Source organism: Sphingomonas sanxanigenens DSM 19645 = NX02 (genome assembly GCF_000512205.2).
In the GTDB taxonomy this organism is placed as follows: Bacteria; Pseudomonadota; Alphaproteobacteria; order Sphingomonadales; family Sphingomonadaceae; genus Sphingomonas_D; species Sphingomonas_D sanxanigenens.
In genome coordinates this window covers 1,781,470-1,793,963 of sequence record NZ_CP006644.1, presented here as the reverse complement: position 1 = coordinate 1,793,963, position 12,494 = coordinate 1,781,470, and the positions used below count along the sequence as shown (strand labels likewise).

General features: G+C 68.1%; 14 protein-coding genes. 8 read left to right on the top strand and 6 right to left on the bottom strand.

Going from position 1 to position 12,494, the window contains the following annotated elements:
- Positions 1 to 81: 81 nt before the first annotated feature.
- Both NX02_RS08220 and NX02_RS08215 read right to left on the bottom strand, forming a co-directional pair.
- Positions 82 to 810 (bottom strand): SDR family oxidoreductase, encoded by a 729-nt coding sequence (locus NX02_RS08220; protein WP_025291715.1) that lies wholly within the window; start codon positions 808 to 810, stop codon positions 82 to 84.
- A gap of 31 nt (positions 811 to 841) precedes the next feature.
- Positions 842 to 1,696: a fumarylacetoacetate hydrolase family protein gene (locus tag NX02_RS08215; protein WP_025291714.1), complete on the bottom strand. Its 855-nt coding sequence runs from the start codon at positions 1,694 to 1,696 to the stop codon at positions 842 to 844.
- A 120-nt stretch (positions 1,697 to 1,816) separates the two neighbouring features.
- On the opposite strand from NX02_RS08215, the gene NX02_RS08210 reads away from it, so the two are divergent.
- Genes NX02_RS08210 through NX02_RS08200 form a run of 3 tightly spaced genes read left to right on the top strand, consistent with a single transcriptional unit; the run spans position 1,817 to position 5,306 of the window.
- The gene (locus NX02_RS08210) at positions 1,817 to 3,460 is read left to right on the top strand and encodes a rhamnogalacturonidase (RefSeq protein WP_211258305.1); all 1,644 of its coding nucleotides are present in this window, start codon (positions 1,817 to 1,819) and stop codon (positions 3,458 to 3,460) included.
- A complete protein-coding gene (locus tag NX02_RS08205; protein ID WP_211258304.1) occupies positions 3,457 to 4,299 on the top strand; it encodes an amidohydrolase family protein in 843 nt (280 codons plus the stop codon). Before NX02_RS08210 ends, NX02_RS08205 begins: the two co-directional genes overlap by 4 nt.
- Entirely contained in the window at positions 4,296 to 5,306 is a 1,011-nt protein-coding gene (locus NX02_RS08200; RefSeq protein WP_025291711.1) for an aldo/keto reductase, read from the top strand. Before NX02_RS08205 ends, NX02_RS08200 begins: the two co-directional genes overlap by 4 nt.
- Here the strand turns inward: NX02_RS08200 and NX02_RS08195 are convergent.
- Both NX02_RS08195 and NX02_RS08190 read right to left on the bottom strand, forming a co-directional pair.
- Complete coding sequence (locus NX02_RS08195) at positions 5,297 to 5,698, bottom strand: GFA family protein (protein WP_025291710.1); 402 nt, start codon at positions 5,696 to 5,698, stop codon at positions 5,297 to 5,299. The genes NX02_RS08200 and NX02_RS08195 overlap by 10 nt on opposite strands.
- 100 nt (positions 5,699 to 5,798) lie before the next feature.
- Positions 5,799 to 6,488 carry an OmpW/AlkL family protein gene (locus NX02_RS08190; RefSeq protein WP_084717648.1) on the bottom strand — a complete coding sequence of 230 codons (690 nt, stop codon included), beginning with the start codon at positions 6,486 to 6,488 and terminating at the stop codon, positions 5,799 to 5,801.
- A 133-nt stretch (positions 6,489 to 6,621) separates the two neighbouring features.
- On the opposite strand from NX02_RS08190, the gene hemN reads away from it, so the two are divergent.
- The 3 genes from hemN to argE are packed head-to-tail and all read left to right on the top strand — an operon-like array spanning position 6,622 to position 9,875.
- Entirely contained in the window at positions 6,622 to 7,944 is a 1,323-nt protein-coding gene (gene hemN, locus NX02_RS08185) for an oxygen-independent coproporphyrinogen III oxidase (protein ID WP_025291708.1), read from the top strand.
- Between the two features lie 43 nt (positions 7,945 to 7,987).
- Positions 7,988 to 8,638: a Crp/Fnr family transcriptional regulator gene (locus NX02_RS08180; protein WP_039997287.1), complete on the top strand. Its 651-nt coding sequence runs from the start codon at positions 7,988 to 7,990 to the stop codon at positions 8,636 to 8,638.
- A 49-nt stretch (positions 8,639 to 8,687) separates the two neighbouring features.
- Entirely contained in the window at positions 8,688 to 9,875 is a 1,188-nt protein-coding gene (gene argE / locus NX02_RS08175) for an acetylornithine deacetylase (protein WP_025291706.1), read from the top strand.
- Between the two features lie 15 nt (positions 9,876 to 9,890).
- Here the strand turns inward: argE and NX02_RS08170 are convergent, their stop codons facing one another.
- Positions 9,891 to 10,178, bottom strand: coding sequence for a hypothetical protein (locus tag NX02_RS08170; RefSeq protein WP_025291705.1), 288 nt, complete (start codon positions 10,176 to 10,178; stop codon positions 9,891 to 9,893).
- 155 nt (positions 10,179 to 10,333) lie between these two features.
- Here NX02_RS08170 and NX02_RS08165 point away from each other — a divergent pair, with 155 nt between their 5' ends.
- Complete coding sequence (locus tag NX02_RS08165; protein WP_025291704.1) at positions 10,334 to 10,666, top strand: hypothetical protein; 333 nt, start codon at positions 10,334 to 10,336, stop codon at positions 10,664 to 10,666.
- A gap of 28 nt (positions 10,667 to 10,694) precedes the next feature.
- Here NX02_RS08165 and NX02_RS08160 read toward each other — a convergent pair whose 3' ends face one another.
- Positions 10,695 to 11,027, bottom strand: coding sequence for a hypothetical protein (locus NX02_RS08160; RefSeq protein WP_025291703.1), 333 nt, complete (start codon positions 11,025 to 11,027; stop codon positions 10,695 to 10,697).
- Between the two features lie 248 nt (positions 11,028 to 11,275).
- Here NX02_RS08160 and NX02_RS08155 point away from each other — a divergent pair, with 248 nt between their 5' ends.
- A complete protein-coding gene (locus NX02_RS08155) occupies positions 11,276 to 12,493 on the top strand; it encodes an efflux RND transporter periplasmic adaptor subunit (protein ID WP_025291702.1) in 1,218 nt (405 codons plus the stop codon).
- Position 12,494: the final 1 nt, after the last annotated feature.

The window sequence follows — 12,494 nt, the reverse complement described above, 5'->3', positions numbered from 1 at the left end:
TCGGAGCATGGCCCTTCGATACGCCATTTCGACAAGCTCAACCGCTACTCAGGGCGAACGGGTGTGAGGCATCTCCACGGTTCAGTTCACCCAGCCACCGTCGATCACGTTGATCGTGCCGGTGGTGAAGGCCGACTCGTCGGACGCAAGATAGACCGCGAGCGCGGCAAGCTCGGTCGGGCGGCCGAAGCGGCCCATCGCCTGGCGCGCGGTGAACTCGGCATAGGCCTTCTCGAAATCGCCGGTGTCGTGCAGCCGCTGGATCAGCGACGGCGTCTCCACGGTGCCCGGGCAGATCGCATTGCAGCGGATGCCCTTGGTCACGAAATCGATCGCGACCGACTTGGTGAGACCGATCACAGCCGCCTTGGTGGCGCCATAGGCGAAGCGGTTCGCGACCGCCTTGATGCTGGAGCAGACGGACGACATGTTGATGATCGATCCGCCACCCCGCGCGATCATCCCCGGCAGCACGGCACGGATCATGCGATATTGCGCGGTGACGTTGAGCGCATTGGAGAAGTCCCACGCCGCCTCGTCGCAATCGAGGATGGTGCCGGCATGGACATATCCGGCGCAATTATAGAGCACATCGAGCGCGGGATAGTCTGCTGCGATCGCTGCCACCGCCGCCGCATCGGTCACGTCGAGCTGGCGGCAGGTCGCGCCCTCCAGCCCGTCCATTGCCTCGGCGCGGATATCCGTCGCGATCACCTGCGCACCCTCGCGCAGGAAGGCCTCCACCGTCGCACGGCCGATGCCCTGCCCCGCCGCCGTCACCAGCGCGGTCTTCCCCTCAAGACGCCCCATAAAATCCTCTTATTGATCGAACCGATGGCGCTCAGGCCGCAGTTTCCGCGACGAACGTCTGGCGCTGCTCGCCGAGACCGGCGATGCCCAACACGACCTCGTCACCCGCCTTGAGATACCAGGGCTCCGGCCGCTGGCCGAGGCCGACGCCCGGCGGCGTGCCGGTGGTGATGATATCGCCCGGCAGCAGCGTCATGAAATTGCTGATATAGGCGACCAGTTCGGCGACCGGGAAGATCATCGTTGCGGTGCTGCCGTCCTGCACGCGGCGGCCATTGACGTCGAGCCACATCGATAGCGCCTGCGGATCGCCGACCTCGTCGGTGGTGACCAGCCACGGACCGACCGGCCCGAAGGTCGGGAAGCCCTTGCCCTTGTCCCACGTGGCGCCGCGCTCCGCCTGCCATTCGCGCTCGGACACATCGTTGACCACGCAGAAGCCGGCGACATGGCTCAGCGCATTCTCCTGCGACACACGCCAGGCGCGGGTGCCGATGATCACGCCCAGTTCGACTTCCCAGTCGGTCTTGCGCGATCCTGTCGGCACGACGACATCGTCGTTCGGGCCCTGGATGCAGCTGACCCACTTGTTGAACACCACCGGCTCTTCGGGGATCGGCAGGTTGGATTCGGCGGCATGATCGGCATAGTTGAGGCCGACCGCGACGAACTGGCGGGTGCCGGTCACCGGCGGGCCATAGCGCACCGGCTCTTCGACCAGCGGCAGCGTTTCCGGATCGATCGCCGCCAGCTTCGCAAGCCCGTCTGGCCCGATCGCGTCGGCATCGATATCGGTCAGATGATCGGAAAGCGCACGAATCCTGCCTTCGGCATCGATCAGGCCCGGACGCTCTTGCCCGGCTTCGCCATAACGGCATAGTCGCACGATCTTCCCTCCATCAACGTTCGTCCAGCGGTAGACAGCCGCCGCAGTCAAACATACTATGTATTACGTCTTGCGCCTGTGCAAGGCGCTTTGTCGAACGGTATCGAAGGAGAGGTCGCGTTGACAATCGATCATGAGGGCGGTCTCGCCTGCACGCGACGAACCATGATGGGCGGAACGGCGGCGCTGCTGGCGGCCGGCCCCGCGCTCGCCGCGCTGCCCCCCGGCAGCTTCGAGGATGTCCGCAAACACGGCGCGCGCGGGGACGGAAAGGCGATCGACAGTCCCGCCATCAACCGCGCGATCGATGCTGCCTCGAAGCGCGGCGGCGGCACGGTGCTGGTGCCGCCGGGCCGCTATCTCTGCTTCTCGATCCGCCTGCGCGACGATATCGAACTGATGCTGTCGGCGGGCGCCGTGATCGTCGCCGCGGATCCCGACGCGCACGGCGCCAACTATGACCCACCCGAAAACTATCTGGAGGAACAGTTCCAGGATTTCGGCATCACCCATGTCCGCAACAGCCTGATCAGCGGCGACGGCGTGAGGAATGCCAGCATCACCGGGCCCGGCATGCTCCATGGGCTGGGGCTCGACCGCGAGGGGCCGGGGGATCGCTGGCATGCGCGCGCCGGCTGGCAATCGGCGGCAGCGCTCGGCGTCTCCCCGCGCGAACTCGCGCTGCGCGACGCCAAGGAACAGGCGCAGGTCGGCCGCGCCAACAAGACGATCGGGCTGATGAACTGCCGCAACGTGCGGCTGACCGGCTTCACCATATTGCAGGCGGGCCATTTCGGTATCATCGCGCATGGCTGCACCAACCTGCAGATCGAGGGCGTGGTGATCGACACCGACCGCGACGGCATCGACATCGACGCCTGCCGCGACGTGCGCGTCGTCAATTGCATGGTCAACGCGCCCAAGGATGACGCGATCGTGCTCAAGAGCAGCTATGCGCTCGGCCGCGCGGTGCCCTGCCAGGACATCATCGTGCAAGGTTGCCGCACAAGCGGGTTCCTGATGGGCTCGCTGCTCGACGGCACCTATCGCCCGTCCGACTATCCTGCCCCGGACAAACTCGGTCCGCTCGGCCGGATCAAGCTGGGGACCGAGAGCAATGGCGGCTTCCGCAACATCCGGATCAGCGATTGCGTGTGCACCCACACGCGCGGCATTCTGATGGGCGTGGTCGATGGCGGCACATTGGAGAATGTATCGGTCTCGGGCATCGTCATGCGCCGGCCGGTCAACCATCCCCTGTTCGTCCACCATGGCGCCCGGATGCGCGCGCCCAAGGGCACGCCGCTCGGCCGCATCCGCGGCGTACGGTTCGATGATGTGCTCGTCACCGGCGCTGACAAGCGCTTTCCCTGCGGCGTCGAGGGCGTGGCGGACGGGCCGGTCGAGGATGTCAGCTTCACCGGCATCGAGGTCGTCGCCGAGGGCGGCGGCACCGCGGCAGACGCGGCGCGCGAGCCCGAATATCGCCGCGAGACCAGCCTTGAGGTCAGCTATCTCGGTGCCTTGCCGGCCTATGGCTTCTATGCGCGCCACGCCCGCCGGTTGCGGCTCGACGATTGCAGCTTCCGCACCGACACGCCCGATGCCCGGCCGGCAATCGCGCTGCGCAACGTCGATGGCGCGATCGTAGACGGCATCGCATCGCCCTCGCCGCGTGACCGCACCGTCGACGCGCGCGCCAGCAAGGACGTAACCATCGGCAGCCTCGTCACCACCGAAACCAAGGGAACCAGCGCGGCATGACATTGCGGATCATCGACTCGCACGTCCATTTCTGGACGATCGGCGGCCCCGGCCATAGCTGGCCGGACGCCGACTGGCCGGCGATCCATCGGGACTTCCTGCCCGCCGATCTGCGCGCCGCCGCCGCCGACACCGCGCTCGCCGGCGCGGTGCTGGTCCAGTCGCAGCCCGACGATCGCGATACGGACTGGATGCAGGCGACCGCCGCCGAAGATGATCTGGTGCTCGGCATCGTCGGCTGGGCGGCGCTGGATGCGGCGGACGCGTCGCAGCGCATCGCCACCCTCGCCGCCCGTCCCAAGCTGGTCGGGCTCAGGCCGATGCTGCAGGGCATCGACGATACCGACTGGATCCTGAAGCCTGCGCTCGATCCCGCGATCGAGGCGATGATCGCGGGCGGGCTGCGCTTCGACGCGCTGATCCAGCCGCGCCACCTGCCGGCCATCGCGACCTTCGCCGATCGCTGGCCCAACCTGCCGATCGTGATCGACCACGGCGCCAAGCCGGCAGCGCGCAACAACCAGTTCGAACCGTGGGCCGAAGGCATCGCTGCGCTCGCTGCACGCCCCAATGTCTGGTGCAAGCTTTCCGGCCTGCGAACCGAACAGGCGCCCGACCAGCCCCCCGCCGAACTCGCGCCCTATGTTTCGCATCTGATCGAGAGCTTCGGCAGCAAGCTGATGTTCGGCAGCGACTGGCCGGTGCTGCTCCATGCCGGGGACAGCTATGCGGACTGGATCGCCACCGTCCACGCCCTCGCCGCGCTCGATAGAAACGCCGCGGAGCGCCTGTTCTTCGGCGCCGCCAATGATTTCTACGGATTGGAGCAGACCGCGTGACATTTTCTCTCAGCCGCCTCGGCTTCGGTGCCGGCGGCATCGGCAATCTCTATCGCGCCGTCTCCGATGCCGACGCCGAAGCGGTGGTGACCGCGGCATGGGACGCCGGCATCCGCTATTTCGACACCGCGCCGCATTACGGCTTCGGCCATAGCGAGAAACGCCTCGGCGCGGCGCTGGCAAAGCTCGATCCGGAGCAGAGAGCGATCATCTCTACCAAGATCGGCCGCCGCCTCGATCCGGTCGCGCCAGGTACCGACCTCACCCAGCCGCGCCAGGCGTTCGTCTCGCCCGAGCCCTATGAGAGCGTGTTCGATTACAGCTATGACGCGGTAATGCGCTCCTATGAGAGCAGCCTCAAGCGGCTGCAGCGCACGCGCATCGACATCCTCTACGCGCACGACATCGGCAGTTTCGCGCATGGCGCGCAGCATGCGAGCCTGTTCCGCACCTTCCTCGACGGCGGCTATCGCGCGATGCGTGAGTTGCGCGATGGCGGCGCGGTCTCGGCGATCGGCCTCGGCGTCAACGAGGTCGCGGTGTGCGAGGAAATGCTGGCGCATGGCGATCTCGACGTCATCCTGCTCGCCGGCCGCTATTCGCTGCTCGACCAGTCCCCGCTCGCCAGCCTGTTTCCGCTGTGCGATGCGCGCGGGGTGAAGCTGGTGATCGGCGGCGCCTATAACTCGGGCATCCTCGCCACCGGCGTCCGCTCGGGCCGCGTCGCCCATTTCGACTATGGCCCGCCGCCCGCCGAGATCGTCGAGCGCGTCGGCCGCATCGAGGATCTGTGCGCGCGCTTCGGCGTCTCGTTGCGCGCCGCCGCGCTGCAATTCCCGCTCGCGCATCCGGTGGTCGACAGCGTCATCCCCGGCATGGCGCGCCCTTCGCAGGTGGCCGATGCGCTGGCGATGGTGGAAGAAGAGATTCCGGAGGCGTTCTGGGCGGCGATGGTCGCCGAGGCACTGCTGCCTGCCGACGCGCCGCTCCCCGCCGCTCAGTCCTGAGGTGGGTAGCGCTCGAAGCTGGGCAGTTCGTGCGCATTTTCCATCCAGCCGATCCGGTCGGCGGTCTGGACATGCGCCTGCGCGGGGACCGCATCCGGATCGTCGAAGGTCGCGCTCTGGATGTCGGTGATGCCGGGCAGGTTCTGGTCGTTGGTGTAGAACAGCCCGGTGCCGCAGGTGCTGCAGAACATCCGGCGACCATGCGTCGACGAGGCATAGGTGGTTGGCGCGCCGGTGATGCGGATCGCCTCGGTGGGGAACATCGTCCATGCCACCATCGGCGCCCCCGCCGAGCGGCGGCAATCGATACAGTGGCACAGCGCGTGGGTCAGCGGATCGCCTTCGACCTCATAGCGGATCGCGCCGCACTGGCACCCCCCGGTCAAGCCCATGACAACCCCTTCCCCAGAACGACCACACCAGCCGCATCCCATTTGATGGGACGCGGCTGGTGCGGCTCCTAGCGGTTGTTCCGGGCGATGCCAATTGCTCTTAAAGCCGGATGCCGACGCCGATGCCGAACACCAGCGGATCGAGATGAAGTTTCACCCGCTGCGCGCCGGCCGCGGTGGTATCGAGCCGCGCGGTGGTGTCGATATCGATATATTTGACATCGGCATTCACGAACACCCGGGGCGATAGATCGATGTCGATGCCCGCCTGTGCCGCCCAGCCGAAGCTGTCCTTCATGTGGACGCGCGTTTTGCCGACCGCCGCCTCGAGCCCGCTCGACGCCTTCTCGTTCCAGAAGATCGTGTAGTTCACGCCGGCCCCCACATAGGGCCGCACAGGGCCCTTGGGGTTGAAGTGATATTGCGCGGTCAGGGTCGGCGGCAGTACCCATGTGGAGGCGAGCTTGCCGATCGATCCGGTCGTGCCGGTGCGCCCGCTGGCGCTGTGCTTGGTGGTGGAGGCGATCAACTCGAAGCCGATCGCGTCGGTTGCCATCCAGGTGATGTCCACCTCGGGCATCACGCTGTTGTCGACGCTCACCTTCTCGCCGGGGAAGCCCGGCAGCACGCTGCCCGATGTTTCGTTGGGGGCGACGATGATCGCGCGGGCGCGCAGCAGCACGTCGCCGGCCTGGATGCCGGTGCGTTCTTCCGACTGGGCGGCGGCGGGCGACGCGGCGATGGCCGCCAGCATGGCCCCGATTATGCCGGCTGCGGCTGCATGTTTCATCTGTTCTCTTCCCTTCCTCGTCAGAACAGATGTGGCGATAGGAGTCGGCCCGCCCGCCGGCATTGACCGATGCCGGCCGCGGATTTGACGCCGGTCAAGGTATCCCGTGGCATAAGCGGGCACGCCACGTGGCATGTGGACCTATCATGAAGATCTGCTGGCGCGCCCGGTGCCGCGCTACACCAGCTATCCGACGGCGGTGGAATTCCACGATCGCGTCGGCCCGGCGGACATGGCGGGGGCGCTCGACGCGATCGGCGCCGACGATGCCGTCTCGCTCTATCTGCATGTTCCGTATTGCCGCGAGATCTGCTGGTATTGCGGCTGCAACACCGGCGCCGCCAACCGCACCGCGCGCCTCTCCGCCTATCTCGATGCGCTGGCCGACGAGGTCGACATGATCGCAGGCCGGCTTGGCGGACGCGGCCGGGTGACGCGGATCGCGTTCGGCGGCGGCAGCCCCGATGTCGTGCCCGCAGCCACCTTCAGCGCGCTCGTCGAAAAAGTGCGAACATCTTTCACCTGCGATGCGCCGGTGCTCTCGGTCGAACTCGATCCGCGCGGCTTCGATGCCGATTTCGCCGCCGCGCTGGCGGCAAGCGGCGTCTCGCGCGCCAGCCTTGGCGTGCAGACCTTCGATCCCGCGATCCAGGCCGCGATCGGCCGCGTCCAGCCGACGGCGTTGGTCGCGGAAGCGGTGCGGATGTTGCGCGATGCCGGGATCGGATCGATCAATGTCGACCTCATGTACGGCCTGCCCGGGCAGACCGACGCCAGCCTCAGGGCAACGTTGGAGACCGCGATCGCGCTCGCCCCGGAAAGGCTCGCGGTGTTCGGCTATGCGCATGTGCCGCATATGGTGCCACGCCAGCGCCGCATCGACGCGACAGCATTGCCCGATGCGCGCACCCGTTTCCGCCAGGCCGAACGCGCGCATGCGATGCTGGTCGATGCGGGCTATGTGGCGGTCGGCTTCGATCATTTCGCGCGACCCGACGATGCGCTCGCGCGCGCCGCCGCCGCCGGCACATTGGGCCGCAACTTCCAGGGCTTCACCGAGGATGCGGCGGAGGTGCTGATCGGCATGGGCGCCAGCGCGATCAGCGCGTTCCCGGATCGGCTGTTGCAGAACGAGAAGAACAGCGGGCTCTACCGCGCGCACATCGCCGCCGGCCGCCTGCCCATCGCGCGCGGACTGCACCGCTGCGCCGCCGAGCAGCGCGAAGGCCGTACGATCGCCGCGATCCTATCCCATGGAACGGCCGACGTCGCCGACATCGAAACGCCCGCCACGGCCCGCCATCGACTGCGCGCATTCGAGGCCGCAGGGCTGGTGCGCTGGCAGGGGTCCCGGCTGATCCTCGCCGACGATGCGCGCCCTTATGCGCGCACCATCGCCGCCACCTTCGATCGCTATCGGCAGACAGATGCAGGACGGTTCAGCACCGCGGTGTGACGGGCACGCGCCCAGCGCGCCGACGCGCTGCAGCGCGTGCGTCGTGCGCGATACCGGGCTGTGCGCCGCGTTCTCCGACAGCGAGATCGCCCCGCTCCACGCCATCGCCCGCCAGCGCATGGCGCGCGCGGGCCAGATCCTGACCTGGGCGGGCGATCCCGCCGCGATCTGCGCCACCGTCGTCAGCGGCGTCCTCAAGATCGTCAGGGACGATGCGGCGGGCCGATCGCATATCGCCGGGCTGCTTTTCCCGGGCGATCTGGTCGGCGAGCCGTTCGAGCCCGGCGCGCGCGATACGATCATCGTCCTTTCCGACGCTGAGCTGTGCGTCTATCCGCGCGAGGCGCTCGCCACCTTGCTCGACGATCATCCCGCCGCTGTGCGCCAGTTGCTGCGCCGCGCGTTCGACACGCTCAACGATGCGCGCCGCTTCATGCTGATGCTCGCCAGGCGGGATGCGCGCGAGAAGGTCGCCGGCTTCCTGCTCGACATGGCCGGACGCACCACCCGCGCGGGCGACGATATGCTGATGCTGCCGATGGGCCGCAGCGAGATCGGCGAACTACTGGGGCTGACGATCGAAACGGTCAGCCGGCAGATGACCGCGCTGGCGCGCGCCGGGCTGATCGGGCTGCCCGGCGGGCGCGCGGTGCAGCTCAAGGACCGGGACGGGCTGCGGGCGCTGGCCGGCTGATCGGCGCTCCCGCTTCCGTCGGCCACGCTTCGTCCCTAGGGTGAACCCCATGACCAACGCCCTGCCCGACGCCACCCGCCTCGCCGCCGACGCCACGGCGCTCCTCGCCGATCTGGTCGGTTTCGACACCACGTCGCGCCACTCCAACCTCGCACTGATCGGCTATGTCGAGACGAAGCTCGCCGCGCTCGGTATCGCTTCGACGCGCGTTGCCGATGCGACCGGCGCCAAGGCCAATCTCTTCGCGCTGATCGGCCCTGCCGAAGAGGGCGGCGTCGTGCTTTCCGGCCATACCGACGTGGTGCCGGTGGCCGGGCAGGACTGGTCGAGCGACCCGTTCGCGCTCACCCGCCGCGGCGAGCGGCTGTTCGGCCGCGGCACCTGCGACATGAAGGGCTTCCTCGCGCTCGCGCTCGCCGCGGCCCCGCTGTTCGCCGAGCCTGGCCGACTGAAGCGCCCGGTGATCCTGGCGTTTTCCTATGACGAGGAAGTCGGCTGCCTCGGCGCGCCCGCGATGATCGAGCGGATCGCCGAAACGCTGCCCCGCCCCGCCGCCGCGATCGTCGGCGAACCGACGAGCATGCAGGTGGTCGGCGCGCACAAGGGCATTTCGGCGTGGCGCGTGACGGTGACCGGGCATGAGGCGCATTCCAGCCTCACCCATCTCGGCGTGTCGGCGAACATGGTCGCGATCGGGCTGATGGCACGGCTGGCCCAGCTGGCCGCAGAGCTGCAGGCCGCCGGCGATCCGGGTTCACCCTTCACGCCGCCGCATGCGACGTTGACGGTTGGGATGATCGAGGGCGGCACCGCGGTCAACATCCTTGCACGCCGCTGCAGCTTCGTTTTCGACCTGCGCACCCTGCCCGGGCAGGATGCCGCGGCGCTGCTCGCCCCCTTCCTCGCCGAGGCGGACGCCGCCGACCGGGATCTCCGCGCACGCTTCCCCGGAACCGGCGTCAAGGTCGAGCGGCTGTCGGGGACGCCGGCGATGGCGCCCGATCCGGACGGTGCCGCCGAACGGCTCGCGCGCGGGCTGGCCGGTGACAATGGTCCGCTGCGCGCGGTCGCCTATGCCGCCGAAGCCGGGCAGTTCCAGCAGGCAGGCTTTCCCACCATCCTGTGCGGCCCCGGATCGATCGAACAGGCGCACCAGCCCGACGAATATGTCGACATCGCGCAGATCGAACGCGGCGCGGCCTTCATGCTACGCCTGGCAGACCTCCTCGCGCGCTGAGGCAGGCGTGCCGCGTCAGTTCGGGCGCCAGATGCCGCGGCCGAACGTCCACCCGACCAGCGCCGCCGGCACCCAGACGATGCTCAGCAGGAAGGCGAAGGTCACGCGCGCGTCGTCGCCGGATGGCACATCGCCCAAGGTCGCGCGCAGGACGATGATCAAGGTCAGCACGATCGGCGCCGACCAGAGCGGGATGAACCACATCCAGGTGCGCCCGCGCTGCCGGTCCGACAGGGACAGCAGCGCCGCGACGGTGCCGACGATGAAGGCGATCAGCGCGGTTCCGATGAGAAGCGGAGTCATGCCCGGCGGCGGCCGGCGTGCATCGGAAAAGCCATGCTCTTTCCCTAGCGCAGCGCTAACACCCTGGGCAACCTCGGCGCTGGCCGATTCGACGCGGGTGCGGCAGAGGAGGCCCACCAGCCGAACAGACACCGTTAACGGGAGGCAGAGCGGACATGGTGAAGAAGCAGACCTCGGACGAGGCGGACGCCAGGACGCGGATCGGCATCGGTACCGCCGCCGGCATCGCGGCGGGCATCGGCGCGGGCATTGCGCTGGCCTGGTATGGCGGCCGCATCGTCGGCGCGGCCAAGGGCCTGTTGCGCCGCGCGCCGAAACGGGGCGAGCATGGCGCGGCCTTCGCCGATGGCGAGACTGACGCCGAGAATCTCGATCAGACGCGCAACGCCGGCCCGGCCGCGATGCGCGACGGCGATGTCGGCGATTGGGACGCCGCCGACGAAGCCTCCGATGAATCCTTCCCCGCAAGCGACCCTCCTGCGCGCTGAGCGCGGCCACGCCCAACCCGCCCGCGGGTCAGCGTCGCCTGCGGCGGGGCCGGCCAAGCGCGGGCCAGCGTGACTTCAACCACGCGCCGAGGCTCAGCAGCGCAGGCCAGACCAGCGTATGGAACAGGTCGCCGCGCGTGTCCGTCCAGCGCCACGACCCCAGGATGATGCGATCGAGCGCCTCATTGGCCAGCGCCGCCGCGATCGTCACCGCTAATGGCACGAAGCTGGCAAGCGGCCGTCGCCAGAAGACGCGCGCGGCGACAAGAACCAGCATCCCGGCATGAAAATGCAGGACCGGATCGCTGAGTCCTGATCCATGTTTGATCCAGATTATGATCTCACGATAGCCATCGAGCATAAACCCGCCCCTAGCGCATCGGTGATGCGACCGGAACGCCTTGCTATTTCGCATCTGCAGGATGGCTTATTGCAACGCCGACATTTCCATATCCCTTTGATGCACGCTGCGATTGGCTTGCACGAAAATCTGGTCTAAGCCGTTGCAGCGCACCATGGATCGACGCTGGGGGCACGGCGGATCATGGCAGCGATCAGATCCAACCGCCGGCGTATTCGACCGGCTCCTAGACCGGTCGTAGGGAATTGATGAATCATCGCTGTCTGCCGTGCAGCCGCCGCGTCCGTTGGCGGGTTCTCATCGCCGCGCTTTGCCTTTCCGCCTGCTCCAGCGGTGGCGAGCAGGAGGATCAGCGGCGCGACGCCGGCGGGCCGGTCGAAGTCGGCTTCGTCACCATCCAGCCGACGAGCGTGCCGCTCACCACCGAACTGACCGGCCGTGTCAATCCGTTTCAGGTCTCGCAGGTCCGTCCGCAGGTCTCGGGCGTGCTGCAGCGCCGCTTGTTTACCGAAGGCACCATCGTGCGTGCCGGGCAGACGCTCTACCAGATCGACCAGCGGCTCTATCGCGCCGCGGCGGATGAAGCGCGCGCCAATGTGCAGAGCGCGCGCGCCAATGCGGACGCGACCCGGCTACGCGCCGAGCGGCTGAAGCCGCTTGCAGAGATGGAGGCCGTCGCGGCGCAGGATTATACCGATGCCGCAGCTGCCGCACGGCAGGCGCAGGCCTCGGTCGCGCAGACATCGGCACAGCTCGCCACTGCCAACGTCAATCTCGGCTTCACCACCGTCCCTGCGCCGATCACCGGCCGCATCGGGCGGTCGCTGTTCACGGTCGGGGCGCTCGTCACCGCGAACCAGGCCGATCCGCTCGCGGTCATCCAGCAGCTCGATCCGATCTTCGTCGACATCCAGCAGTCGAGCGCAGAACTGGTCGCGCTGCGCCGCTCGCTCGCGGATGGCGGCACCGCACCGGGGAGTGCGCAGGTAACGATCTCGCTGGAAGACGGCAGCCAATATTCGCGCCCGGGCACGGTCGAATTCACCGAGGTGATGGTCGATCCCGACACCGGCACCGTCACGCTGCGCGCGCGCTTCCCCAATCCGGATGGATTGCTCCTGCCCGGCATGTTCGTGCGCGCACGCTTCGCGCAGTCGATCGACACCCGCGCCTTCCTCGTGCCGCAACAGGCGCTCGCGCGCGATGCCAAAGGCCAGGCCACGGTCTATGTCGTCGGTCCGAACAATGTCGCGACGCAAAAGCTGGTGAAGGCCGTGCAGACCCAGGGCACCGACTGGGTCGTGACCAGCGGCCTGAACCCCGGCGACAAGGTGATCACGCAGGGCATCAACAAGCTGCGTCCCAACGCGCCGATCAAGCCGGTGCCGGCATCGGCGCCGCAGCGCATCGCCCCACCGAAAGGCGATGGCGCAAAGGCCGCCGGCGGCCGGGCACAGGGCGGCTGAC

Coding starts and splice junctions, on each gene's coding strand:
- NX02_RS08160 (WP_025291703.1), bottom strand. CDS start 11,027: ATGCTCGATGGCTATCGTGAGATCATAATCTGGATCAAACATGGATCA.
- NX02_RS08205 (WP_211258304.1), top strand. CDS start 3,457: ATGACATTGCGGATCATCGACTCGCACGTCCATTTCTGGACGATCGGC.
- NX02_RS08165 (WP_025291704.1), top strand. CDS start 10,334: ATGGTGAAGAAGCAGACCTCGGACGAGGCGGACGCCAGGACGCGGATC.
- NX02_RS08220 (WP_025291715.1), bottom strand. CDS start 810: ATGGGGCGTCTTGAGGGGAAGACCGCGCTGGTGACGGCGGCGGGGCAG.
- NX02_RS08170 (WP_025291705.1), bottom strand. CDS start 10,178: ATGACTCCGCTTCTCATCGGAACCGCGCTGATCGCCTTCATCGTCGGC.
- NX02_RS08155 (WP_025291702.1), top strand. CDS start 11,276: ATGAATCATCGCTGTCTGCCGTGCAGCCGCCGCGTCCGTTGGCGGGTT.
- hemN (WP_025291708.1), top strand. CDS start 6,622: ATGTGGACCTATCATGAAGATCTGCTGGCGCGCCCGGTGCCGCGCTAC.
- NX02_RS08195 (WP_025291710.1), bottom strand. CDS start 5,698: ATGGGCTTGACCGGGGGGTGCCAGTGCGGCGCGATCCGCTATGAGGTC.
- argE (WP_025291706.1), top strand. CDS start 8,688: ATGACCAACGCCCTGCCCGACGCCACCCGCCTCGCCGCCGACGCCACG.
- NX02_RS08190 (WP_084717648.1), bottom strand. CDS start 6,488: ATGAAACATGCAGCCGCAGCCGGCATAATCGGGGCCATGCTGGCGGCC.